27 protein-coding genes are annotated in these 23,657 nt (G+C 41.9%); 14 read left to right on the top strand and 13 right to left on the bottom strand.

Going from position 1 to position 23,657, the window contains the following annotated elements; genetic code table 11:
- Positions 1-13: 13 nt before the first annotated feature.
- Positions 14-898 (top strand): hypothetical protein, encoded by an 885-nt coding sequence (locus FET73_RS00455; RefSeq protein WP_154221961.1) that lies wholly within the window; start codon positions 14-16, stop codon positions 896-898.
- Positions 899-952: 54 nt separating this feature from the next.
- Here FET73_RS00455 and FET73_RS00460 read toward each other — a convergent pair whose 3' ends face one another.
- A complete protein-coding gene (locus FET73_RS00460; protein ID WP_218944228.1) occupies positions 953-1,672 on the bottom strand; it encodes a winged helix-turn-helix transcriptional regulator in 720 nt (239 codons plus the stop codon).
- 165 nt (positions 1,673-1,837) lie between these two features.
- Here FET73_RS00460 and FET73_RS00465 point away from each other — a divergent pair, with 165 nt between their 5' ends.
- From FET73_RS00465 to FET73_RS00475, 3 genes are all read left to right on the top strand, one after another.
- The gene (locus FET73_RS00465) at positions 1,838-2,110 is read left to right on the top strand and encodes a DUF4242 domain-containing protein (protein WP_154221962.1); all 273 of its coding nucleotides are present in this window, start codon (positions 1,838-1,840) and stop codon (positions 2,108-2,110) included.
- 324 nt (positions 2,111-2,434) lie between these two features.
- On the top strand, positions 2,435-2,677 hold the full coding sequence (locus FET73_RS00470) for a type II toxin-antitoxin system ParD family antitoxin (protein ID WP_154221963.1): 243 nt from the start codon (positions 2,435-2,437) through the stop codon (positions 2,675-2,677).
- Positions 2,674-2,967: a type II toxin-antitoxin system RelE/ParE family toxin gene (locus FET73_RS00475; RefSeq protein ID WP_154221964.1), complete on the top strand. Its 294-nt coding sequence runs from the start codon at positions 2,674-2,676 to the stop codon at positions 2,965-2,967. The genes FET73_RS00470 and FET73_RS00475 overlap by 4 nt, the downstream gene beginning before the upstream one ends.
- 51 nt (positions 2,968-3,018) lie before the next feature.
- Here the strand turns inward: FET73_RS00475 and ribA are convergent, their stop codons facing one another.
- The 4 genes from ribA to FET73_RS00495 all read right to left on the bottom strand — a co-directional run bounded on the left by ribA (position 3,019) and on the right by FET73_RS00495 (position 5,979).
- A complete protein-coding gene (gene ribA, locus FET73_RS00480) occupies positions 3,019-3,621 on the bottom strand; it encodes a GTP cyclohydrolase II (RefSeq protein WP_154221965.1) in 603 nt (200 codons plus the stop codon).
- On the bottom strand, positions 3,621-4,106 hold the full coding sequence (ribH, locus tag FET73_RS00485) for a 6,7-dimethyl-8-ribityllumazine synthase (RefSeq protein WP_154221966.1): 486 nt from the start codon (positions 4,104-4,106) through the stop codon (positions 3,621-3,623). Before ribH ends, ribA begins: the two co-directional genes overlap by 1 nt.
- A gap of 4 nt (positions 4,107-4,110) precedes the next feature.
- Positions 4,111-5,205 carry a 3,4-dihydroxy-2-butanone-4-phosphate synthase gene (gene ribB, locus FET73_RS00490; protein WP_154221967.1) on the bottom strand — a complete coding sequence of 365 codons (1,095 nt, stop codon included), beginning with the start codon at positions 5,203-5,205 and terminating at the stop codon, positions 4,111-4,113.
- A gap of 126 nt (positions 5,206-5,331) precedes the next feature.
- The gene (locus tag FET73_RS00495) at positions 5,332-5,979 is read right to left on the bottom strand and encodes a riboflavin synthase (RefSeq protein ID WP_218944229.1); all 648 of its coding nucleotides are present in this window, start codon (positions 5,977-5,979) and stop codon (positions 5,332-5,334) included.
- 100 nt (positions 5,980-6,079) lie between these two features.
- On the opposite strand from FET73_RS00495, the gene FET73_RS00500 reads away from it, so the two are divergent.
- The 7 genes from FET73_RS00500 (at position 6,080) to FET73_RS00535 (ending at position 13,151) form a co-directional block, all read left to right on the top strand.
- On the top strand, positions 6,080-6,469 hold the full coding sequence (locus FET73_RS00500) for a BlaI/MecI/CopY family transcriptional regulator (RefSeq protein WP_179952029.1): 390 nt from the start codon (positions 6,080-6,082) through the stop codon (positions 6,467-6,469).
- Positions 6,462-7,601, top strand: coding sequence for a M56 family metallopeptidase (locus FET73_RS00505; protein ID WP_154221969.1), 1,140 nt, complete (start codon positions 6,462-6,464; stop codon positions 7,599-7,601). The genes FET73_RS00500 and FET73_RS00505 overlap by 8 nt, the downstream gene beginning before the upstream one ends.
- A gap of 124 nt (positions 7,602-7,725) precedes the next feature.
- On the top strand, positions 7,726-8,838 hold the full coding sequence (locus FET73_RS00510) for a dipeptidase (protein ID WP_154221970.1): 1,113 nt from the start codon (positions 7,726-7,728) through the stop codon (positions 8,836-8,838).
- A gap of 66 nt (positions 8,839-8,904) precedes the next feature.
- Complete coding sequence (locus FET73_RS00515) at positions 8,905-9,516, top strand: hypothetical protein (protein ID WP_154221971.1); 612 nt, start codon at positions 8,905-8,907, stop codon at positions 9,514-9,516.
- 114 nt (positions 9,517-9,630) lie between these two features.
- Positions 9,631-10,149: a Pycsar system effector family protein gene (locus tag FET73_RS00520; protein ID WP_154221972.1), complete on the top strand. Its 519-nt coding sequence runs from the start codon at positions 9,631-9,633 to the stop codon at positions 10,147-10,149.
- A gap of 103 nt (positions 10,150-10,252) precedes the next feature.
- The gene (locus FET73_RS00530; RefSeq protein ID WP_246172624.1) at positions 10,253-11,161 is read left to right on the top strand and encodes a hypothetical protein; all 909 of its coding nucleotides are present in this window, start codon (positions 10,253-10,255) and stop codon (positions 11,159-11,161) included.
- Between the two features lies 1 nt (position 11,162).
- On the top strand, positions 11,163-13,151 hold the full coding sequence (locus FET73_RS00535) for a protein kinase domain-containing protein (protein ID WP_154221974.1): 1,989 nt from the start codon (positions 11,163-11,165) through the stop codon (positions 13,149-13,151).
- A gap of 70 nt (positions 13,152-13,221) precedes the next feature.
- Here FET73_RS00535 and FET73_RS00540 read toward each other — a convergent pair whose 3' ends face one another.
- The 3 genes from FET73_RS00540 to ribD all read right to left on the bottom strand — a co-directional run bounded on the left by FET73_RS00540 (position 13,222) and on the right by ribD (position 15,751).
- On the bottom strand, positions 13,222-13,644 hold the full coding sequence (locus FET73_RS00540; RefSeq protein ID WP_154221975.1) for a globin domain-containing protein: 423 nt from the start codon (positions 13,642-13,644) through the stop codon (positions 13,222-13,224).
- Between the two features lie 2 nt (positions 13,645-13,646).
- On the bottom strand, positions 13,647-14,468 hold the full coding sequence (locus FET73_RS00545; RefSeq protein WP_343032274.1) for a DUF3034 family protein: 822 nt from the start codon (positions 14,466-14,468) through the stop codon (positions 13,647-13,649).
- A gap of 158 nt (positions 14,469-14,626) precedes the next feature.
- Positions 14,627-15,751: a bifunctional diaminohydroxyphosphoribosylaminopyrimidine deaminase/5-amino-6-(5-phosphoribosylamino)uracil reductase RibD gene (ribD, locus tag FET73_RS00550; protein WP_218944233.1), complete on the bottom strand. Its 1,125-nt coding sequence runs from the start codon at positions 15,749-15,751 to the stop codon at positions 14,627-14,629.
- A gap of 102 nt (positions 15,752-15,853) precedes the next feature.
- Between ribD and nadC the strand changes: the two genes are divergently transcribed.
- Both nadC and FET73_RS00560 read left to right on the top strand, forming a co-directional pair.
- The gene (gene nadC, locus FET73_RS00555) at positions 15,854-16,681 is read left to right on the top strand and encodes a carboxylating nicotinate-nucleotide diphosphorylase (RefSeq protein ID WP_154221977.1); all 828 of its coding nucleotides are present in this window, start codon (positions 15,854-15,856) and stop codon (positions 16,679-16,681) included.
- The gene (locus FET73_RS00560) at positions 16,681-18,312 is read left to right on the top strand and encodes an NAD+ synthase (RefSeq protein WP_154221978.1); all 1,632 of its coding nucleotides are present in this window, start codon (positions 16,681-16,683) and stop codon (positions 18,310-18,312) included. Before nadC ends, FET73_RS00560 begins: the two co-directional genes overlap by 1 nt.
- A 183-nt stretch (positions 18,313-18,495) precedes the next feature.
- Here FET73_RS00560 and FET73_RS00565 read toward each other — a convergent pair whose 3' ends face one another.
- From FET73_RS00565 to FET73_RS00580, 4 genes are all read right to left on the bottom strand, one after another.
- Positions 18,496-19,506, bottom strand: coding sequence for a prolyl oligopeptidase family serine peptidase (locus FET73_RS00565; protein WP_179952030.1), 1,011 nt, complete (start codon positions 19,504-19,506; stop codon positions 18,496-18,498).
- A 171-nt stretch (positions 19,507-19,677) separates the two neighbouring features.
- Entirely contained in the window at positions 19,678-20,073 is a 396-nt protein-coding gene (locus tag FET73_RS00570) for a nuclear transport factor 2 family protein (RefSeq protein WP_154221979.1), read from the bottom strand.
- A gap of 261 nt (positions 20,074-20,334) precedes the next feature.
- A complete protein-coding gene (locus FET73_RS00575; RefSeq protein WP_154221980.1) occupies positions 20,335-20,499 on the bottom strand; it encodes a hypothetical protein in 165 nt (54 codons plus the stop codon).
- Positions 20,500-20,524: 25 nt separating this feature from the next.
- Positions 20,525-21,600 (bottom strand): IS3 family transposase gene (locus tag FET73_RS00580; protein ID WP_154221981.1). Its coding sequence is split into 2 segments (ribosomal slippage): positions 20,525-21,348 and positions 21,348-21,600, totalling 1,077 coding nucleotides; the frame shifts between segments, so codons are not numbered across the junction.
- Between the two features lie 180 nt (positions 21,601-21,780).
- On the opposite strand from FET73_RS00580, the gene FET73_RS00585 reads away from it, so the two are divergent.
- Positions 21,781-23,148, top strand: a complete 1,368-nt coding sequence (locus tag FET73_RS00585; RefSeq protein ID WP_154221982.1) for a Na+/H+ antiporter NhaC family protein — start codon at positions 21,781-21,783, stop codon at positions 23,146-23,148.
- Here FET73_RS00585 and FET73_RS00590 read toward each other — a convergent pair whose 3' ends face one another.
- A complete protein-coding gene (locus FET73_RS00590) occupies positions 23,149-23,655 on the bottom strand; it encodes a GNAT family N-acetyltransferase (RefSeq protein ID WP_154221983.1) in 507 nt (168 codons plus the stop codon). It abuts the gene before it with no gap.
- Between the last annotated feature and the right edge of the window lie 2 nt (positions 23,656-23,657).

Raw genomic sequence — 23,657 nt, forward strand, 5'->3', positions numbered from 1 at the left:
TCAGGAGTACACAATGAAAATAAACATATTGACCATACTGTTTATCATCATGTCACCAATGCTACAAGCGGCAAAACCTGCAGCTTGTACCGGCGTGGCCAAAACATGCACAGAAAATGACCGCTTTGACAAAACCATAGACGGACAAGAATACAGCTGCTATTCGTGTAAACAAGTGGTGTGTAAATCTGGAGGTTCAGGTCCTATAGCCGGCACTGAAACTTCGTCAGTCTGTGAATCCAAAGCCCCAAGCGGTCGTGCACTTATCAGTACACGCCAAGAATTACAATTTGATGAAGCCGATGCGATATTTGGAAAAAAAACCGAGGTTAAAGGCGCTCACCCCAAACCCAAAACAACCTCAAAGCACACCACAAGCACAAAGCGCACCGCAAACACCCAGGGTAACGATCACAGATACGCTCAAACAAGCAACAAAAAAAGTCACAGGCGCTCTAAGGGTACTGAAACAGAACAAATAATTGTACCCAACAACAGGACTCAAGTTGACCACCGAAAAAAAAGCCGCATTAAGAAAAACACTGAAAGAGGTACCAAAGCGCCTGCAATCACACAAATAAAAGCACCTTCACAAGTCACTTTATATGATGTCACAAACAATCAACTCAGCATCATTTGGATGGACAACGCCAACAATGAATATGGTGTATCAGTAGAAAGAGGTAGACCACAAAATGATCGCGGTGGTATCAACTACAACTGGCAACATGTATTCAATGTTGAAGAACGGATTCACTCAAATGTAAAAGGCACTGGTTGGCGTACAGACGGTGACGACGGCTTGTCCTCAAATACAAAATATTGCTACCGCTTAAGGGCATATCGAAAGTCATTTTTTTCAAGTTACAGTAAAACAGTGTGTACCCAGACCAAGTAAGCTCACTGCTGTTTATAATCCTAGCTTGAGTGCTCAAATTGGCACAAACTGGGGTTAATAATTCAGTCTTTTGTTCTCTGGCTGCTTTTTAATCCCAGACAATATGCTTTGCCCAAGCCACTCTTGAGCAACCGAAGTGTATTTTTCATCACCAAAAATTTTCAACCTATTTTGTTTAATGGCATCATCAAAATCATGCCAGCCCATCCAAACTTCAGTCAGGTCTTTTGAGTTGGCTATGATTTGGACATCGACTTCATAATCATTGTCCTTATTACACAAGTCCACACTGTCATCTTCAAACACCAGCCAATAATCAGCCAAGCCATCATCAATGTCTGTTAAGTGAATATGAGCAATAAAAGGATTAGGAAGAATGGCTATGCTTTTGGCATTTCTCATGATATCCCACATCAAAAAACGTGGATCCAAATCATCCAAGGACGGCGTGGTTTGTAACCACTTTTGTCCCCACCCTGCCATACCAATGATCACAGGTTCCAGCGCTTGTCCTGCATCGGTTAACTTGTAAGTGATCTGATTGCCTTTGAGGTTGGTCTTTTTAACAATAACACCAATATAAACCAGTTCTTTCAAACGCTTGGACAACAAAGTTCGGGACATTCTTGGTACGCCACGACTGATGTCATTGAATGTATTGGAACCAAACAACAGTTCACGTAAAACCAAGACAGTCCAACGGTTACATAAAATCTCGCTTGCCATTGCCAAAGGACAATACTGTCCATAACTGATGTATTTAACTTTATCCAATTAATTACCCCGCACCATAATAACCCTAACCATGCTAACACCCGAAAAACCACGAATCCAGTACTGTTTCTGTACCCGTGAGTAAATCTTTTACACTGGATGAGCGATACAGACAGCTTTTATACTGGCATGACTTTCTCAAAACAAACAACCAAGGAGTACTGCATGAAAAAATTCATCATAGAAAGAAACATTCCAAACATAGGCACATTCGACCAAGCCGCATTGAATGCGGCATCAGCACAGTCTTGTGATGCCTTGAATCAAGTGGGGCCACAAGTCCAATGGATAGAATCATTCGTTACAGCCAATAAAACTTTCTGTGTATATCTGGCCGAGGACAAAAGTTTTATCGAAAAACACGCAGAAATTTCAGGCTTCCCAGCCAACAACATCACAGAAGTACAAACCATGATCAGCCCTCAAAATGCGGGGTGATTTAATAAGTAAATACCATTAAGGTGGCAGAATAAGTTACTTTACTGCCACCCTTTTGAACAATAATTATTGAGCCTCTTCGAATTAAGTTTTCGTTTTACGATTAAAAAATTGAACCACAGCAAATACAAATGTAGCAACAGGCAGCAAAAACATGAGTCATCACAAAACGAGCGCCCACCCATAATGATTTTATAATTTTGTTTTCAGCTCTGACTTCTCCCATAGACTTATTATAATCTAACTTAGCAAACATTCAGTTTTAATTGACAACATTCAATTCAAATACCAAAATATGGTATTAATCAATATTCTAATTTCATTATGGGAAGAAACACCAGTGTCAGTTTAGGCGAACATTTTGATGAATTCATTGCTCAACAAATCTCCGAAGGCCGTTATGGTTCAGCCAGTGAAGTCATCAGAGCCGGTTTACGAAAACTCGAAGATGAAGAAAAGAAGATGGAGACTTTGCGTTTTTTAATCCAAGAAGGCAAGGCCAGTGGTACAGCAGAATACAGCTATGATGGCTTGATGAAAGAACTGGATTCAGAATTAGGTTCATGAGTCAATTCATACTATCTGGGTCAGCTCGTTCCGACTTAAAAAGCATAGCGAGCTATACCCAAAAAACTTGGGGAGCACAACAAAGGCGACTTTACCTCAAAGAAATTGACGAGTCATTTCACTGGATAGCTGAAAACCCAAAAGCTGGGCATCCATGTAATGAAGTCAGTCATGGCCTCAGAAAACAGCCAAGTGGACAACACATCATTTACTACGAAACCCAACAACACCATATTTTCATCATTCGTGTGCTGCATAAAAGCATGGATGTTTCTCTACACTTTAAGTAGCTGCCTGTCCAGTGAATTGAGGTTTATAGCAATAGATTATAGAATCATGTCTCACAAATGCTTAAACTTATCCAGCTTGGTTTGTAGGTAAGCTTGGTTGTGCGGATTGTGGCCGACTTTGACTGCGATGCGCTCATTTACCGTCACACCCGCTTCTTCAATGGCGGCAATTTTTTCAGGATTGTTGGTCATCAAGTTAATGGTTTTAATACCAAAATGTTTAAACACATCTCCCAGCATGGCATAGCTGCGGTTGTCTGGTGCGTGACCTAAAGTAACATTGGCATCGAATGTATCGACGCCTTGGTCTTGCAATTGATAAGCTTTGATTTTTTCAGTCAAACCAATACCACGACCTTCTTGTCGCAGGTAGATCAACAAACCCTGCTCGGCCTCACCTATCGCTTTCATAGCGAAAGCCAATTGTGGACCACAATCACAGCGCAAACTGAACAAACCATCACCGGTCAAACATTCAGAATGCACACGGGTCAACATGGGTTGGTCTAAATCCAGTTCACCATGATTTTTTTCATCAGTAACTGGATATTTCACCATGGCCAAATGTTCTTGACCATTGTGCTCAAACACATGCACCTGAAAATCTGCGTATTCAGTGGGCAACTTGGCTTCAGTGATGAATTGCGTGCTCATCAGTCTTCATCACCTTCTGTTGCGCCCTCAATGTCTAGCAACAAAGTTTCTTCAAGTTTCAGTAAAGCCAAAGCAGCTTCTGCAGCCTCCTTACCTTTATTTTCCTTACCGAATTCACCCGATGTAGCCGATCTTGCTTTCGCTTGATCACCATTTTCTACTGTGATGATGCCATTACCAATCGGCATGCCATAATTCAATGAAACGTCCATGATGCCACGCGCACTTTGTTCACATACATGATCAAAATGTGCGGTCTCACCTCGAATCACACAACCCAAGGCAATCACTGCATTAAAACTGCCAGATTCTGCGACCATTTGACAAGCCAATGGCACTTCCAAAGCACCTGGCACGTCGAATCGTTCGTAGTCAACACCAGCAGCTTCTAATGCTTCGATGGCACCTTGGAACAAGCCGTCATTGATTTCTTTGTAAAAAGGGGCCGTTATGATGGCAACATGATGTTCGTTGGTATTTTTCATATTTTTAGTGTTCGTATTGAATATATTGGGAAATTTCTAAACCGAAACCAGACAGCGCAGGATATCGCACTTCCGGGCTCATTAATTGCATCTTACCCACATTCATGGCACGCAGGATTTGTGAACCGACGCCCACATTGTGGTAGGCAAAATTATTGTCTTTGGATTTTGATTTGCCCATTTCATCGATATCAATAGACACCGATTCATTGGAATTCAAAATAACCACCACGCCTTCTCCTTTATCGGCTATGGTTTTCAAGGCGCGTTGTGTCGTCCAGTAGTCATCAGAGGAATCCACACCGCGCAATTCACGGAAGAAGTGGCCGTATTGGACACGAACCGGCACAGGTTTTTCTGGATTGAACTCACCGCGATAAAAAGCCAAATGTTCGGTGTCATTGATGTGGTCTTGGAATTTTTTGACTTGAAAGTCGCCCCATTGGGTGCTGAATTCAAACTCACTGATGACCTCAACGGTAGTCTCCGTCATCATGCGGTATTCAATCAAATCGGCAATCGTACCAATTTTTAAATCATGCTTTTGTGCTATCTTCATCAAATCATCACGGCGCGCCATGCTGCCGTCTTCGTTCATGATTTCGACAATCACAGCAGCTGGTGTTTGACCCGATAACAAAGCAATGTCACAACCCGCTTCGGTGTGCCCTGCCCTTGATAACACGCCACCTTGTTGTGCCATCAATGGAAAAATATGTCCAGGCATCGCCATGTCTTCTGGTTTGGCATTGACTTTTACCGCATCAATGATGGTTTTATAACGGTCATAGGCAGATATGCCTGTAGTAATGCCATGGGCGGCATCAATCGAGATGGTGAAGTTGGTTTCCAATTGCGCCGTGTTATTGGTCACCATCAGTGGCAAGCCCAATTGCTCACATTTTTCTTTGGTCAAAGTCAAACATATTAGGCCGCGTGCATGTTTGGTCATGAAGTTAATCACTTCAGGTGTCACGGCATTGGCCGCAATAACCAAATCACCTTCATTCTCACGGTCCTCATCGTCCATCAAAATGACCATCTTGCCATGTTTGATGTCTTCAATTAGTTCTTGCGTGCTGTTCAGTTGTAAGCTCATATTTTTTGCTCTTTTTTATCGTCATTACACGGCTGCCCTAAAGGCCCTACTTTTGGTGACCGGGTAATCTATAGCGAAGCGGGTTCGAACGCAGTTCGAAATTTTAATCGTATATTAATAGTTATTCTAATTTGACTGACAGGCCAACATCTTTTCAACGTATCGCGCCACGGTGTCAATTTCAACATTCACCGCATCACCGGCTTGTAACGCACCCAAATTGGTGTGTTCCAAAGTGTGTGGCACCAAATTCACCGACAACACACCCTGATCCACAGTATTAACCGTCAAACTTGTGCCATTGATGGTGATCGAACCTTTAACCGCAACGAATTTATCTAATTCTGCGGGTATTTTAAAGGAAAACACTTCAGAACGGGCGCTTGCCGTGCGAGATAAACATTTGCCCACCGCATCGACATGACCCGAAACCAAATGACCACCCAATTGATCTTGTAAAGTCAAAGCAGGTTCCAGGTTCAAAACCTTACCCACTTGCCAATCACCCACTGTGGTTTTATTGACGGTTTCTACAGACACATCAACGGTCACTTCATCGCCTTTGAAGCTGGTCACTGTTAAACAGACGCCATCCATGGCGATTGAGTCGCCCAGATGAACGCCTGACATGTTCTTGAAATTAGTTTTGATGGTCATGTGCAAATCCCCCCCGCGAGATTCGCGGGCTTGCACTGTACCCAAAGATTGGATGATACCTGTGAACATAGAATAACTGATTATTTTCAATGCCTCTGATATGGCGGCTGATTCCATTAAATCAACTTCAACTCATAATTATTTTATTCAACAAATTACACTTGACTTCTTAGAGACTACAGCTGTAAACTTTAGACACCCAAAAAGCACTATACTCATGAATATTGCAGAATCAGAGTTAACAGTCATCTCCACACTGTGGAAACAATCTCCATTGACCATAGGTCAAATAATAGAACGCGTTCAGCACAACACAGACTGGCATGACAACACAATCAAAACATTGGTTAACAGGTTACTGAAAAAAGGTCACATCAGCCGTGTTAAAGATGGCAGGCAATTTTTCTACAGCCCGATTACAGAAGAGAATCAAGTCGCAGAAACTGAATCCAATCAATTACTTGACCGTTTTTTTAAAGGCAAACTATCTCCCCTCTTGGCCCACTTTGCTGAGAATAAAAAAATCACACAACAAGATTTAAGTGAAATAGAAAATATCATTCAAAACATAAAAACAGATATTCAAAAGGGCGAAACTGATGAGTGATTGGCTTTTACAAAACACCTTGACACTGTCTGTCACCTTGATGCTTATCCTCTTTTTAAGGTTACCACTGCGTAAATATTTGGGAGCACATATAAGCTATGCCCTGTGGCTGCTGCCTTTAATGGTATTGGCACTCCCCTCTTTGTTGAAATATACCCTTGCAGAAGAACAATGGCTAAGCGTCACCACAAGCTTTCAACCACAGCTGATTCAAGGCTTGCCACAAGCCACATTGAATCCACAATACGATTGGTTATTGGCCGTATGGCTGATTGGCTTTTTAATAACAGCGGTTTTAAAAATTGTACGAATGATTCGCTTCAATCACCATGCCTTGCTCAATGCACAATACTTAAACCCAGAAATTTGGCAGCTTGAGACAGGCCGAGTTAACATAACCCAATCAAAACACATTAAAACACCATGCATCAGCGGATTGCTTTTTCCAACCATCTATTTACCGACTGGCTTTGACTCAGATTACAGTCATGCACAACAGCGATTAATCATTCAACATGAGCTACAACACCACAAAAATGGAGACCTGTGGTTTTTAATGTTGGCTGAAATTTATTGCAGTGTATTCTGGTTCAATCCTTTGACACACATAGTAAAGCCATATTTTATCGTAGACCAAGAGCTGGCCTGTGATCGACAAGTTTTAAAAGAAGCTTGTCAACAAACCCGCTTGGACTACGCTCAAGCACTTCACCAAGGCCTAGTGACGCAACTGTCACCGATGTCCTTGTCATTTTTTACAGTAAAACACGTAAGGTTTATTATGCTCAACAAACACCAAAACAACACAACAAAGACAGTTATCGGCTTCACATTGATGGTGCTGCTTACATTCACAGCAAGCGTATTCAGCCAAAGAGCCATTGTTAATGAAGATTCAGGCCAGAAAGTAAGCTTTAACTTTAATGAAAGCGCTTTGCCAATGGTAATTCGCTTAATTGCAGACGCAACAGAAGTTGAAGAAACTTTTGTAAACGAAGATTTGTTAGCGGGTAAATATGTTACAAAAGAAGTTAGAAATACCAATGTATTTAAAGCTTTAGACGACATTTTAGCCGATCAAGACTTACAAGTCAGCCGAACCGATAAGGTTTGGACTTTTTCAAGCTTATAAAAAATATCCATTTCTACAAAAACACAAACCACTTTAATTAGAAGTGGTTTTTTATTTTTATAAATAACCAATCAGCTGTGCCTCTCGTTAAAGCTATAACATCTAACCTAAAAGAGCAGACCACATGACGATTAACAGACGACAATTACTCAAAAACAGTCTCGTAGGCTCAGCGGCTTTGGGCTGCTTGAGTCTATCTGCTTGTGCATCAAAAGCCCTTTCCCCAACGCAACATAAAGCCCAAAACATGATCATCAATGGCAACATGGTGATTTCACCTACATTTGGTGAACCATTAGATGAGACATCAAAAGCTCAGCTTCGACAAACTGGATTAACAGCATTCAAACAGTCAATTGGGGGCTCTCAAGGCACATTTGAACAAACCAAAGACATACTGGATTCTTTTAAATACATCTACGAGGCCAATCCAGATGTCTTCATGCATGTCAATTCAGCACATGATTTATTCACTGCACAAAAGAGCAACAAGATTGGCATCATTTACTCTTTTGAAGCCGCAACAATGCTGGTTGACGATCTAGATAACATTAAATATTTCGCTGACCGTGGCGTGCGGATCATGCAACCAGGCTACAACAACTCGAATGCCTTTGGTGCTGGCGTGATGTCTATCGAACCACCATTGGGCTTAACCAACTTAGGTAAAGAAGCCATTAAAGCCATGCAGGCCAACAATGTTTTGGTTGATTTATCTCATGCGCATGAACAAACCGCTTTTGATGTGTTGAAAGTCAGCCAAAGACCAGTTGGTATAACGCACACGGCTTGTTTTGGCGTCAATCCACACCAAAGAAACAAAAGCGACGCCCTACTCAAAGCTGTTGCCCATCAAGGTGGTGTAGTGGGTATCTATGAAATGAGCTACCTGACACCAGATCTAGAACAACAATCTCTTGATGCCTTTATGGCCCACATATTTCATGCCATCAATGTCTGTGGCACTGACCATGTAGGCATCGGCAGTGACACACCCGTTTTAGGCTTTGATACCGGCGAAGAAAGCATGAAGCAATGGAATGAAATTAATGCCATGCGTAAAAGAACAGGAGTGGCCGCGCCAGGTGAAGGCCCGCCTCCTTATGTCGTTGGCCTGAATGGCCCACATAAGATGCACGGCATCGCGGACGAATTGATAAAACGTGGCATGTCTTCGGCTTCTGTCGATAAAATAATTGGCAATAATTTCGCTCGCTTATTCAAAGCCGCTTGGTAATCAGTCACACCAGCCATCAACAGCAAGTGCATTGATTGTCATGCACTTGCTGTTTATAATGTTTTGATGTCTGAAAGCAATAATAAAAACAAATCCCAAAACACGTCTCAACGTTTAACTGGTGAAAAACTGAATTTCATTATCGCCATATGTGCGATTTTGATTTCTGCGGCCTCTTTTTATGCCACCTACTTACAAGCAGATGCGGCCAACAAACAAGTCAAAGCGATGACCTTACCCATGGTTCAATATGAACATGGGAATGCCAACAGCCAAGATGAAGCAGAAATTAATTTTTCTTTGGTCAATGCCGGTGTAGGACCTGCCATGATCAAGTCTGCCGAATACCAATACAAAGGCAAAAGCTATGACAGCTTGTTCGACATCCTTAATGTCTGCTGTGAAAGCGCCTCGCTTAATTTTAAAAACAAGGCAAATAATCCTGAAATAGACATGCCCCAATTCATCACCAGCCCTGTTGAAAACAAAATCATCCCTGCTCAGGACGAATTGTTTATTATGCGTCTGGAAAAACACCCTGAGAACAATGACATTTGGCATGCCCTGAATGACATTCGCTTTGAGATTAGGTTCAAGGCTTGTTATTGCTCTTTACTCGATGAATGTTTTGAAACCAATGAACAAACTGAAACGAAAGCCGTAAAATCATGCCAATGATGATTTAAAACAAAACCAAAACTATCAGTAATTAAATCATAAGTTAAGTATAAAAAATCATACCCACAAATTTAAACTTCTAATAGAATACCCTTTTTGAGTCGGCTCACAGTAGTGAACACAACAGCAAATACTCTAACCCAAGACCAAAAGTGCCAGTTCTTATATGCGGCTTTGAAAGAAGCCCAAGACAACATCCGCACTTACGACACCAAAGCACAGATTGTTGGTATTGGTTTTATTTTTACCATCGGCATGGCAACCCGGTTCAACACCTGGTCTCAAATACCTACTGAATGGCAACTGTGGACGACTTTATTTACTTGGGTTTTGATTATTGTACCTGCGATTCTATTTGGAGCCGTCCTTTACCCAACTCGACGATTTGCGCCTTCAGTTCTGAGAAATAAAGATTTAGTTAAGGGCATGTTTTACATGAACGAAGTTGAAAGTGTGGCTGATTATGTTGGACAACTGAATGACATGAACACTGAGCAAGAATTATCATACGAGTTACTCAAAGTTTCATATTTGCGTGACTTGAAACGCCGCCATTTCTTGAATGCTTTAACCGCAGCCACAACAAGCTTGTTTCTGCTTTTTGTATTGCAAATCGTACCAACGTTGACATAATTAATACCTAACCGAACAATCACAAGGTCCTTGTTTTATAGCGCTTATACTTGACGAGTAAATTTGTTAAGATAAAAGAACATTTAAAATCAGAACCAACTTAATGAAAAAAATTGTCATCATCAGTACGTTTATACTGATTCAAGCTTGCAGCCAAAATCAATCCATCAAATCATCCCCTGTTGAAGCCAAACCTGTTGAAGCCAAACCTGTTGAAGCCAAACCTGTTGAAACCAAGCCTGTTGAAACTAAGCCTGTTGAAACTAAGCCTGTTGAAACTAAGCCTGTTGAAACTAAGCCTGTTGAAACCAAACCTGTTGAAACCAAACCTGTTGAAACCAAACCTGTTGAAGCCAAACCTGTTGAAACTAAGCCTGTTGAAACTAAACCTGTTGAAACCAAACCAACAGTGCGGTCAATCAAAGGGCAATTGTCATTTGATTTATCTGCAGTCAGAGACAATGAAATAGACAAAGAGTCAACGGTTATTTATTTCAAATCAGACTCGACATCAAAGATGAAACTGCCTGTTCAAAACCACCAAATTGTGACCCAAAACAAAAGGTTTTTGCCCAGTGTTTTGGCCATAACCAAAGGCAGTTCTGTTACTTTTCCCAACCGAGACAGGATTTTGCATAATGTGTTTTCGGTCAGCCAAGGGAGTGAATTTGATTTGGGTCTTTATTCATCAGGTGAAGAAAAAACTACCGTATTTGATGATGCTGGCATCAAATTTGTTCACTGTAACGTTCACCACTCCATGCAAGCAGATATATTGGTTTTAGACACACCCTGGTTTACCAAAGCCAATGAAAATGGTGAATTTGAATTAAACCAAATACCGCAAGAAGCTGGCACATTGTATGTCTGGCACCCGAGAGCCGCATTGCAACAATTTACAGTCAATCATGACACCAAAAACATACCTGACATTGAAATTGACATCACCAGAGCGAAAGTGCCTAAGCACTTGAACAAATTTGGTAAATCTTACCGCGCAACCAGAGACTGATATGTTTAAAAGATTTTCGTTGAGTAAAAAATTAACTTTTGCCACCGGTTTTTTGATTGGGTTAACCGCATTAATCTCCATCATGGTTTCTTTCTTTTTTGGTAAAGAAATAGCGGATGATACCGTTTCACAAAAGTTATCAGCCAGCCAATCAGTTCAAAAAGCCTTCACAGAACAAAGGGCGACACAACTGGAATTAATTTCTATGTTGGTGGCTTCAGACCCAGCCTTTGTGGCCTATATATCGGCAGCTACCAGTCAAGCAGAACGAGATGAAGATGTAGACACCGCCTCTATTCAAGACTTATTGTTGGAACGCAAACAGCAATTTGGATTCGATTTTGCCATGGTAACCACCACTGAAGGTCACCAATTAGCCAGGTCTGACCAAGCCATGACCGCCTACAAAGATTTATCCTCAGAGCCATTACTTAAACTGACCATGGAGGAATTATTGCCTCAAGCAGGTTTTTGGGTGGACAAAGAGACACTCTATCAAGCATCAATCATACCTTTGGCCAGAGGAAGAAACTTAATCGGCTTCTTAATCACAGGCCTGTCTATCAACAACACATTAGCCAATGAAATCAGCCAAATCAGTGGGTCAGATATTATCATTTTGCAACGTGAAGGCGACCAACTCAAGTCTCTGGCTTCAACCCACAGCCTAGAAATCACCAATGACATCTTAGCCAAACTTTCTGCGCTACAAGCACAACAAAAAACAATCAAAGATGGCACCCTAAAAGTCAATCAAAACACGCTCTCTTTTGAGTTTAATCCATTTGATGCATTACATTCATACAATGAGTTATCACTGCTATCAACCGTGTCGAATGACTTGGCATTGCAACCTTTCACAAACACACGCAATGCACTGATATTAATCGGTATATTCATGGCTCTGGCTGGTTTTATATTGTCATACTTGATGATAAAAAACACCATGAAACCTTTAGATCACATTGCCCGTTCTACAGCCGCTTTTGCCAATGGCGATTATGAAGTCACCTTCCCTAAAACCGTCAACAAAGACCTGTTCTTGCTCAGCAATTCAGTCAGTAAACTGAGTCATGAGATCAGAGGACGAGAAGCCCTTTCAACACATTTAATCACCATCAGTAAAAATAAATATTTCGACAAAGAAGAACAGTCTTTGAATGAAAAATTCAAAGCAGGCACAGTTTTGGGCAAACGTTTTAAAATCATTGAAGGCATTGGTTCAGGTGGTATGGGTTTTGTGCTCAAAGCATTTGACCAAGAATTGAACGAAGTGGTGGCACTGAAGGTGTTGAAAACTTCAGTAGATGAAGCACAAAGTTTAGACAGTTTTAAAGAGGAAATTAAAATTGCCCGCCGGATCACCAACCCCTATGTGGTCAGAATTTATGACTATGGCTTAATTGGCAAACATTCCTTTATTTCTATGGAATACATCAGTGGTCACAGCATCCAAGAAATCATTAACCAAGAGAAAAAGTTGTCACCATTGGCCGCCAAGAGTGCAGCGATTGACGCTTGTATCGGCTTACAAGCCTCACATGAAGCCGGCATCATTCACAAAGACATCAAGCCAGCGAATTTGATTGTGTCATTAGATGCCAAGATTAAATTGATGGATTTTGGCATTGCCTCATTCAATTCTTCAGTCACCAAAGAAGCCTCTGAATCAAAAGTAGAAGGCACCACCGATTATTTATCACCTGAACAGGTATTGGGCAAAGGTGCTGACGAGCGTTCAGACATCTATGCCATGGGTGTTTTGATCATGCAAATGTTCGTTGGACACAGGCCATTTCATGGTGTCAGTGCCGATGACTTGATGCTTAAAATTGTCAATGACGAGCCTATACCCGTGAGGTCTTATTGGGCTGATGCGCCTGAATTATTGGTCCAAATCATTGGCAAGTGTTTAGAGAAAAAACCGAATGACCGTTACCAAAGGGCTTCATCTTTGTTGATTGACTTGAAAAACTTAAGATTTGATTAACCGTTTTTTCAATTAAAAAAGGCAGCCTCTTTCAAGAGCCTGCCTTTTTTATTACCTAAATAACAATGATTTACTGATAGGTAATGTCTTCTCTCATCGGAGCAAAAATAGCCAAAAATTGATTTTGTAAAGTGAATGGCACATTTGCATCTTCCATGGCCAAAATCAAATCTTCTACAAACACATCAAACTCAGAGTATTTAATCTCTTGTCCACTGTGTGCCTCAACCATGTCTAGACCTTCATAAACACAAGGCCCACCGGTTTCTTGGCACAATTGGCTGACAATCCTTTCATGCAAATCTTCACGAACCGTTTCTTTAAACAAAAAAGCGATTTTTTCATTGTTCAAAATTCTGTCCAATAAGTTTGAAGTGATTTGATTGATCACCGGCTCGCCGCCCAATTGATCATATAAACTTTCAGTTTTTTTATGGTTAGAACACGCACCAAGCGCAACCAACATGGTCATTATTAATATTTTATTTTTCACAATCAAAACCCTCCATTAACAGAAACATACCAACCTTTTTGGTTGGTTAACGTAGCGACATTGCCTAAATCTGCATAAGCCAAAACCAAAGACACGTGTCGATTGGGTACCCAAGCGACAAATACATCTTTCCAGTGGCTCTCTTTGGCAAAGTTCAGTTGCCTCTGTTTTTGTCTGAAGTCAACACCAAAAGCCAAGCTTTTATTAACAAAAATACCAAAAGAGGCTTCTAAGTTGACATCCCTACCTGATCCATTATCACCTCCAAAACCGAGTAAACCCGTTTCAATCGCCTCTGTTGACCTTAACGTCATGGTAGCAAAACCATTAAAACCGCCAGGCTTTCCTAAAAACAATTTGGTGGCACTGAGGTAATAGTCAATGCCTGTGTCATCTTTGGCACCCACCACTGAAGGAATCAAAAAGTCTTTGTTCTTTTTATATTGAACACCAAAGGCAATTTGTGGCATTTTGCTGTAGACCAAATTACCACCCAACCTGACTTTGGCACCTATCACATCTTGATTCAATGTGGCACCTGGCAAACCAATGGCAGGACCTAAAGTGATCAAATCCAACTCTTGTTTAGCAAAAGAAACTTCTACTCGATTGTGCCAACCCACAGAAACACCTTGCATGTCAAAGCGGTAATCGCCTGTATCTACACGGGTTAAAGCTGCCAAAAAATCAGTTTCATCAGACTCGCCATAGCCAGCAATCGTTGCCCAAGGAACCAATCCGCTGCCGGATGCCCCTTCAATTTGAGTCACGGCTCCGGTACCCAATTGCCGACTCCCAGCATCCGCTGGCTGTGTGGTTATCACTATCAAGCAGATAAGCGCACACCATTTATTTATATCAATCATTCTCACTTATAATCACTCCTGTCTAAAACGCATATTCAGGATACATTAAATTTTCGTAAAAAGCGAATCCACTTTTTAACTTAAAGACTAATATTAAAAAAAATATTGCTTATATATCAATCTGATACAGAAACATTAAAACAAAAGTCAAACCCCAGTTTTTTAACATTGTTTACATTCAAACACAGCCTTTGAGGCATATGGTCTATGTCCAATTTAACCAGTGGCTTGGCCAAACTGCCCATAAACACCGGTGCGGTATAAATCAACATCTCATTGAGCAGCTTGTCACTAACCAACTGACCAGCTAAAGTCGCACCACATTCAAACAGCACTTCATTGATGTTTTGATTTCCCAACCACTTGATGATCGCTTTAATATCAACTTGACCTTGGGAATTTGGCATCTGTAGTACCTTGACACCTTTTTCCTCTAATCGCTTGATTTTATGTGCATTTTCATTACAAGTAACGACCACACAACGAGCATCATCAGCAATGATTTTGGCATCCAATGGCAAGCGCAACTGACTGTCCAAAACCACACGCAGTGGTTGCCTATTAAGTCCATTCTCACCATTGAAATCATGAGTCAACTTGCGGTACTTTTTCGGCAAGTCATCAGGCCTGACGGTTAATCGGCAGTCATCAGATAACACAGTACCAATGCCAGTCACAATCACCCCACTGCGCCCGCGCCAATACTGAACATCTTGGCGAGCCTTTCTACCCGTTATCCAAAAACTGTCACCATTGGCCATCGCCGTTCTGCCATCCAAAGATTGCGCCATTTTCAAGCGCACCCACGGCAAGCCCGTTTTCATGCGGTGCAAAAAGCCTGCATTCAAGGCCTGCCCTTTTTTCTTCATTACACCGGTCACCACTTCAATGCCAGCGGCCCTGAGTTTGTCATATCCTTGACCTGCAACCAAAGGATTGGGGTCGTCATTACACACCACAACGCGCTTGATTCCCGCTTTGATCAAAGCATCGGCGCATGGTGGGTTTTTGCCATGGTGGCTACATGGCTCTAACGTAACATAAGCTGTAGCGCCTTTGGCTTGATCACCGGCTTCTTTGAGTGCCAATACTTCGGCATGAAGTTGGCCGACGTATTGATGAAAACCTTGGCCTACAATTTCATCACCTTTGACTATCAAACAACCCACTTTTGGGTTTTCGCCTACAGTAAACAAACCTTTGCGCGCCAGCTTGAGGGCTTTTTTCATGAATTTTTTCATGTGCTTTTTATGGGATTTTTTTCCGTATTTCTTATCGTGGCTCTTGTGCATTCGTCGGCTGTTACAGATAATGATGACTTTGTATTTTACCGAATAAAAACCATGAATCCAAAACATTACCGCCACATCATCGAAGACGCTTTGCATGAAGACATCCAAACAGGTGACCTCACCAGCGAAGCGATATTCCCACGCCGACAAATGTGTACGGCACAATTGATTGCCAAACAAGACGGCATCGTGGCAGGTATTGAAGTGTTCCGTGAAGCATTTTGGGTATTGGATGAAAACGTGGAAGTGACTTTGAATTTCAAAGACGGCGATCACTGTAGAGACCGTGAAGTGATTGCTGAAATCAAAGGACCCGTGCTGTCGGTTTTGGGTGCAGAACGGGTGGCATTGAACCTGTTACAACGCATGAGCGGCATTGCTTGCTTAACCCATGAATTTGTTAAGCGTTGTCAGGGCAAATGCAAGGTCTTAGACACCCGAAAAACGGTACCAAACCTGCGTGTTTTGGACAAATGGGCAGTATTGATCGGCGGCGGCGTTAACCACCGCATTGGCCTATACGACATGGCCTTGATCAAAGAAAACCACATCAAAGCCGCCGGCGGCATCACCCAAGCGGTCAACCACATATTGGATTTTGATAACCACAGCCGCAAAATTGAGGTTGAAGTGACCAATTTGGATGAACTGCGCGAAGCCCTCACCTGTCCAGTTGACCGCATCATGTTGGACAACATGGACAACGACACGATGCGCGAAGCCGTAAGTATCACGAACGACAAGATTGACTTAGAAGCCTCAGGTAACGTCAGTTTGGACACCATAGAAGGCATCTCTAAAACAGGCGTAGATTATGTCTCAATTGGCGCCTTGACCCATTCGGTAAAAGCCATGGACTACAGCTTGTTGGTGGTCTGATGAAAGTCGCAATTGCCCAGATCAATGTCAAGGTCGGTGACCTGCACGGTAACACCGAACGCATCATTGAAACGATTAAAAACCACCGCGAAGCTGTTGATTTGATTGTCTTTCCAGAGCTGGCCATATGTGGCTACCCGCCTGAAGACTTGCTCTTTCACCGCCAGTTTATTCATGATTGTTACCATGCGGTTCAAACCATTGCCGACCATTGCAAAGACGTCGCTGTGGTTTTGGGTTACCCAAGATTTCATGCCCATGAACCTGATAAATTACACAATTCAGCGGTCTTGATTCAAAACGAACACATCAAGATGGTCTATGACAAACACAAGCTACCAAATTACTTGGTATTTGATGAAATGCGCTATTTCACAGCCGGTGGTCATGACGGCTTAGTGGACATAAGCTTGGCAGGACAAAGCATAAAAGTCGGCATCACCATCTGTGAAGACATTTGGTATGACGCCGAACCTGTGGTCAACCAAGCGTCACTAGGCGCTGACTTATTGATTAATATTTCGGCATCACCCTATGCGGCAGGAAAAATTGACCGCCGAATAGACATGCTCAAACGCCGCGCGGAAAGCTTTGAAACACCCTTGATTTATTGCAACTTGGTCGGTGGTCAAGATGAGTTGATATTCGATGGCAGCAGTGTGGCGATTGACCGTCATGGTGATGTGATGTGCCGCTTAGAAAGCTTTAAAAACCAAGTGCAAATCATTGATTTAAATGATGAAACTAAAGTCGAAACCACCGACAACAACACACTTAGCAATGAAGCTGAACTGTACCAATCCTTGGTCATGTGTACCCGCGATTATTTTGTTAAAAATGGTTTTTCAAAGGCTGTCTTGGGTTTATCAGGCGGCATCGATTCGGCCTTAAGTGCTGTGATTTGTTGTGATGCCATTGGCGCTCAAAACGTCACAGGCTTACTGATGCCCTCAAAATTTTCATCAGATCACTCTGTCGCTGATGCCAAAGCCTTGGCTAACAACATGGGCATGCCCCATCATGTGGTTCCTATTGAACCAATGCATCAGGTATTTGAATCCAATTTATCACCACTTTTTGACGATTACTTCCAAAACCTCACAGATGAAAACCTACAAGCCAGAATCCGTGGCGTGTTGAACATGGCCGTCGCCAATAACCAAAACGCCATCTTGCTGTGCACGGGTAACAAAAGTGAAACCGCAGTAGGCTACACCACACTGTATGGCGACATGGCCGGTGGTTTTGCCCCCATCAAAGACCTGTTCAAGATGCAAGTCTATGCCCTGTGCCAATACCGAAACACCCTGGCATCTGATGATAAACCCGCCATTCCGCACAACACCATCGAAAAACCACCCTCAGCCGAATTGCGCCCAGATCAAAAAGACTCCGATTCGCTGCCTGATTACGCAGAATTAGACCAAATCCTAGAAGCCTACATTCACAACCACCAAGACGCCGAACAAATAGCCGCTTTGGGATTTGATTTAAGCTTAGTCAAAAGAATCCTCCGACTGGTCGACATCAACGAATACAAGCGCCAACAAGCCGCTCCCGGCCCCCGCGTCACCCAAATGGGCTTCGGCAAAGACCGTAGAATGCCAATTACCAATGGTTATAACCATTAGTTGAATTAAAGGAATGACGTCACCCTCGGGCTTGACCCGAGGGTCTTTTTTAAACGAGCATAACTCCTAAAATCCAGTTCATTTAAATTTGTAGGATGGACTCCGACCATCAAAATTTATACATTCTGACAACCATGCGATGGGCAAAGCCCATCCTACGAAACTTCAATCGCTTTTTTAATTTTATAAATGCTTTTTAAACCACTGAACTATTTCAGTAATGGCTTTAGGTTTATTTTTCATTAAACTATGGTTATCACCAGGATAAACTACTAGCTTATGGGGGATGTTGTTTTTGGATAATGCATCAGCAAACGCTATGGAGTTATTAACGTCCACCCGATTATCATTTTCACCATGCATCAGTAAAATTGGTACTTTGGGTGACAGTTCATCAACCCAATTTATTACTGACCGCTTTTCCAGTTCTGCCACTTTATTTTTATCGTAGTCAGGAATTGTTGCCTTAAAGACCTTTTCCATTTCAGGACGAAAATCAAGTTCTTTGACCAGGTCGATAACACCAGCGATAATGGCTATCGCTTTAATTTCTTTTGATTGCTTGACGGCTAAATGTGTTTGCATACCTCCCCGGCTGGCTCCAAACATTCCGATTCGTTGCTCATCAGCGTCCTCAATATTAGGAATATACTCCAATAATGCAGTTACATCATTGACATCATCCCCTCCAAATTGATCTTGCAAGGTCTTATTTCTTGTATTAGTTCCGCGATATTGACTGCCGATAATAACAAATCCTTCATCGGCAACAGGAAATAAATTATGCATCATAGAGCCGAAAACGACAGCACCATAATTACCATTACCACCCCTGTTATAAATTAATACAGGTAATTTACCCGTTGATAGCTTGGGTTTGATTACATAACCACTTACCGTTTTTCCATCAACAAAGTACTTAAAGTTGACGCACGATAAATTACTTTGATAATAATCGAACTTTTCTTTTCCAAAATGAGAATCAAATTGAGTCAAAGCCATTTTCAGTTTTTCAACTGACTTTATTTTCTCTTTATATTTTTTTTCAATGTGGCTACGCCATGAAGAATAATCAGTAAAAATCCAAGTAAAGCAGCTTTTTTGATCTTTAACCCGTTCATCATTAATTAAATTTGATGCTTGCGTGCTAAACGATAAAATAACTAATGAGGTAATTAGTAGGTATTTTTTCACATGAACTCCTGTTGGTGATTGACACTTTTAAAAAACTATTAAACACATATTATATACTATTAACCAGATAAAACCTGTATATCTAAAATCAATCTGCTTTGTACTTATTGCAACAACCAATAAATTATTAAGTGGATTCTTTTAGTGGTGGGTTTTGGACCCACCCTGCTTTTAACCGTCCTGCGTCGCTGCCAATTGAACGGCCGTGTCTGTGTACTGGTGAAATTTCACCGCCATACCATCTGCCATCTGCCAAACATGCGCGACGGGTGCTTCAAAAGATTTACCCGTGGTTTTGTGTGTACCATTGTAGGATCCCAAAACCACAATGGTGTCACCGTCTTCAATGAATTGATGCGGTTCTGCGGTAAAGCATTCCCAATCACCACCTAATTTCATAAACACATTTTCTAAGATTGCTTGCGGCCCAACAAACACGCCACCATAAGGCCCGCCCAAAGCTTCAGTCCACTCAATGTCATCAGCTAACACAGACAACACGGTGGGGATATCACCCGTGGTAAAGGCTTGATAAACATTCTTAATGGTTGCTAAATTTTTACTCATGCTATTCCCCTATTTAATTAATTGTTTCTACGTTATTTTTGAAAGTTAATTCACGTTTGACAGAACCCATCCATCCTAACTACTTTATTATTGTAGGGTGGGCTCTGCCCACCATTGAACGTTCAAAACAGATGGTGGGCGGAGCCCACCCTAACTGACTTAGCCCTACTCACCTTGCTTAGGAATATCAGAACAATACCCTATCAGTAATGTGAAGGCTTGATTGAACAGCAACAATTGATTAACCAACTCCACAGGTTTTTATATTTCTATGATTTCATATTCAGGGCCGAGGCGATACAATTTTAGTTTCGATCCTTTAACTGATGGAATAAAAACTTCTTTCAAATCACCAAAAGTGTATTTTGATTTTGTTTCATACCCAAGCAAAATCATTTGAGCAAGATCCTCTGGTAATACCCCCATTTTTAACTGATGCCAAAAACAGAATTCATGCGGCCATTAAGGGAGGTCGCCCACCGTTTGCCTTGTGTGGCCTTTCACGATTATAAAACCAAAGCCACTTTGTTGCATAGTTTTGTACTTGCTCTAGTGAATCAAACAGATGTTTACTGACCCAACTGAACCTGATTGTTCGGTTGTGTCTTTCAATATAGGCATTTTGCTGAGGCTTGCCAGGTTGAATATATTCAATTCGAATATTTTGTTGTTTGGACCAATTTATAAACTGATAGCTAATTAACTCTGGCCCATTGTCACATCTTATAACTGCTGGCTTTGTACGCCATTCAAATAGGTTTTCTAATACCCTGATTACCCTCAATGATGGGAATGAAAAGCTGGCTTCGATCGCCAAACCTTCACGTTTAAAATCATCAATCACGTTAAATAAACGATACTTTCTGTCATCAATTAATTGATCATGCATGAAGTCAATCGACCATACTTGGTCTTTTCTGATGGGCTCTTTCAAAGGCTCAGGTTTATTGCGCTTCAATCGTCTGCGAGGCTTGATACGCAGGTTTAAAACCAGTTCGCAGTAGATTCTATACACACGTTTATGATTCCAGCCAAAATGCTTTACGTTACGCAAATAGTCAAAACACAACCCAAAGCCCCAGTCAGTTTCTTTTGTGGTGAGTTTCATCAGCCAACCAGCAATCTCATCATTCTCACCTGACAGTTTGGCTTGGTTTTGGTAACATGTTTCACTGATACTAAATGCTGCACATGCTAATCTGATGCTTGAATCATATTTGGCTATGGCCGCCTGAGCCATTCGTTTACGAAAAGACGGCCTTACCACTTTTTTGATAGTGCATCTTTAACCATTTCCGCTTTTAAACGCTCTTCTGCATACATCTTTTTCAAACGACGATTCTCAACCTCAAGCTCTTTCATTCGCTTCATTAGTGATGCATCCATACCACCATATTTTGCACGCCATTTATAAAATGTGGCAGAGCTCATACCGTGTTCACGACATAAATCTGGCACAGGTACGCCTGATTCATTTTGCTTAATAATTGCCAGTATTTGGCTGTCTGAATATCTTGATGTCTTCATGTAAATCTCCTCAAATTTCATTATAAGAAAATTCTACTTTTGACGTCAGCTATTTTTCGGGGGGATTACCGGTGAAGCCTGCGACTACATTCACATGTGATTGTTCAGAGTTTAAAAGCGTGGCGATTCTTTTTGTTATTTGGGTTATCATGTTCACATAGAATCTATGACGAGATATGTATGACTTGGTTGAGTATTTTACCGCCTTTAGTGGCGATTGCTTTTGCGATTTGGAAGCGTGAAGTAACATTGGCTTTGTTGTTGGGTATATTTACCGCTGCCATGATCATGAGCGGTGGCAATCCAATCACTGCTTTTGTTGATGTCACAGCGCGCATCGTGGATGTATTTTCAAGCGCCTATAACACCCGCGTTTTGATGTTCAGTTTGTTGATTGGTGCGTTGATTCAATTGATTCGTATATCAGGTGGTGTCACCGCTTTGGTCGATTGGTTGACCATGAAAAAACTGACCAACAGCCAACGCAAAGCGGGCTTATTGCCTTCCCTACTCGGCAGCAGCATTTTCATTGATACCAACATGAGCGTGTTAACCGCTGGCATCTCATCACAAGCGGTTTTTGACCAACAAAAACTGAGTCGCGAACGCTTGGCTTATATTATTGATTCTACTTGTGCGCCCATCAGTGTTTTGGTGTTGCTCAATGGTTGGGGCGCTGCCATTTTAGGCTATGTGCAAGAAACCGGTGTGGCCGATCCAGTTGCAGTGATGGTCAGCAGCATTGGCTATAATTTTTATGCCCTCATCACTTTAATTATCGTTTACTACACCGTGCTGAGTACCCGCGTTTATGGCTCCCTGAAACATTCAGAGAAAACCATGCAATCAAAAGGTCCTGCCATAGCTGAAGACAGTGATTTACCCCAAGCGACCAAGAAACGATACATGTTGCTGCCCTTGGTTTTCATGGTGTTAAGCATTCTTATTTTCATGTTCATTACAGGTGACGGCGACCTGCGCCAAGGCTCAGGTTCTGAGTCTGTTTTGTGGTCTGTGATATTGTCTGTGATGTTGGTTTTTGCTTTGTTGCGTTTTGATGCCAAGAAACCCACCAAATTTTTGATGGAACAGTGCTTCAAAGGCATGGGTGAACTGCTACCATTGGTGACCTTAGTTTTATTGGCCTTTGCGCTTTCTGCTGCCATGGGTGACTTGGGTACGGCGAAATTTGTCACCGCGGTGGTCAGTGATTCAGTGCCTGTGTTCTTGATTCCAGCTTTGTTATTTGTGATAGCTGGCTTTGTGTCTTTCACTACTGGCACTTCTTGGGGTACATTTGGGATTTTAATTCCTATCGCCATACCTTTGGCCATGGGCTTGGGCATATCGCCCGGTTTAGTTTTGGGTGCGGTACTGGGTGGTTCGGTCTTCGGTGACCATGCATCGCCAATTTCTGACACCACTGTGATTGCTTCTTTGGCGGCCGGTTGTGACTTGCTTGACCATGTTAAGACACAGTTACCTTATGCCTTAACTGCCGGTGGTTTGAGTGTGGTTTTGTATTTAATTTTGGGTGCTTTGCAATAGCTACAGCAATAAACGGTAATGTAATCGGGTAAAAGTCACACCATCGACGGTGCTGGCCTCTTCTTTAACGTATGTGGCGCCGAGTTTGTCCACCGCTTTTCTTGAACGCATGTTTTGTTTTGCCACATGGAACCAAATTTTTTTAGCCCAAGAGGACACATGGTCGATCATTAAGGCCTTCATTTCAGTGTTCACGCCCTGAGCCCAAAAGGATTTACCAATAAAGGTGTAACCGATGGCGATTTCTCGTTTGTCCTTATCTAAATCATAATAACGGGTTGATCCAATGATTTGGCCTTGCTTCAGCACAACAAATGCACTTTTTGAAGCCAATGCAGGTTCAAAAAAATGCTGTTTAAAATGTGCTTTTTGATAACGGTCACTGGCCGGGTGCTGTGCCCAGATTTCAGGATCAGATGCCACAGCATACAAGGCATCAAAATCAGAAGCCAAAAGTGGCCTGATTTCACACAATTGACCAATGAAGGTAGGTTGCAAGTCTGTCATGT

The organism is Marinicella rhabdoformis, assembly GCF_009671245.1.
Lineage (GTDB): Bacteria > Pseudomonadota > Gammaproteobacteria > Xanthomonadales > Marinicellaceae > Marinicella > Marinicella rhabdoformis.

Bases quoted from the DNA above. Each gene is read 5' to 3' on its own strand.
- FET73_RS00535 (WP_154221974.1), top strand. From the start codon at position 11,163: ATGTTTAAAAGATTTTCGTTGAGTAAAAAATTAACTTTTGCCACCGGT.
- FET73_RS00585 (WP_154221982.1), top strand. From the start codon at position 21,781: ATGACTTGGTTGAGTATTTTACCGCCTTTAGTGGCGATTGCTTTTGCG.
- FET73_RS00590 (WP_154221983.1), bottom strand. From the start codon at position 23,655: ATGACAGACTTGCAACCTACCTTCATTGGTCAATTGTGTGAAATCAGG.
- FET73_RS00560 (WP_154221978.1), top strand. From the start codon at position 16,681: ATGAAAGTCGCAATTGCCCAGATCAATGTCAAGGTCGGTGACCTGCAC.
- ribH (WP_154221966.1), bottom strand. From the start codon at position 4,106: ATGAAAAATACCAACGAACATCATGTTGCCATCATAACGGCCCCTTTT.
- FET73_RS00570 (WP_154221979.1), bottom strand. From the start codon at position 20,073: ATGAGTAAAAATTTAGCAACCATTAAGAATGTTTATCAAGCCTTTACC.
- nadC (WP_154221977.1), top strand. From the start codon at position 15,854: ATGAATCCAAAACATTACCGCCACATCATCGAAGACGCTTTGCATGAA.
- ribD (WP_218944233.1), bottom strand. From the start codon at position 15,751: ATGAAAAAATTCATGAAAAAAGCCCTCAAGCTGGCGCGCAAAGGTTTG.
- ribA (WP_154221965.1), bottom strand. From the start codon at position 3,621: ATGAGCACGCAATTCATCACTGAAGCCAAGTTGCCCACTGAATACGCA.
- FET73_RS00495 (WP_218944229.1), bottom strand. From the start codon at position 5,979: ATGGAATCAGCCGCCATATCAGAGGCATTGAAAATAATCAGTTATTCT.
- FET73_RS00530 (WP_246172624.1), top strand. From the start codon at position 10,253: ATGAAAAAAATTGTCATCATCAGTACGTTTATACTGATTCAAGCTTGC.
- FET73_RS00465 (WP_154221962.1), top strand. From the start codon at position 1,838: ATGAAAAAATTCATCATAGAAAGAAACATTCCAAACATAGGCACATTC.
- FET73_RS00510 (WP_154221970.1), top strand. From the start codon at position 7,726: ATGACGATTAACAGACGACAATTACTCAAAAACAGTCTCGTAGGCTCA.
- FET73_RS00470 (WP_154221963.1), top strand. From the start codon at position 2,435: ATGGGAAGAAACACCAGTGTCAGTTTAGGCGAACATTTTGATGAATTC.
- FET73_RS00575 (WP_154221980.1), bottom strand. From the start codon at position 20,499: ATGGGGGTATTACCAGAGGATCTTGCTCAAATGATTTTGCTTGGGTAT.
- FET73_RS00475 (WP_154221964.1), top strand. From the start codon at position 2,674: ATGAGTCAATTCATACTATCTGGGTCAGCTCGTTCCGACTTAAAAAGC.
- FET73_RS00500 (WP_179952029.1), top strand. From the start codon at position 6,080: ATGAATATTGCAGAATCAGAGTTAACAGTCATCTCCACACTGTGGAAA.
- FET73_RS00515 (WP_154221971.1), top strand. From the start codon at position 8,905: ATGTCTGAAAGCAATAATAAAAACAAATCCCAAAACACGTCTCAACGT.
- FET73_RS00455 (WP_154221961.1), top strand. From the start codon at position 14: ATGAAAATAAACATATTGACCATACTGTTTATCATCATGTCACCAATG.
- ribB (WP_154221967.1), bottom strand. From the start codon at position 5,205: ATGAGCTTACAACTGAACAGCACGCAAGAACTAATTGAAGACATCAAA.
- FET73_RS00505 (WP_154221969.1), top strand. From the start codon at position 6,462: ATGAGTGATTGGCTTTTACAAAACACCTTGACACTGTCTGTCACCTTG.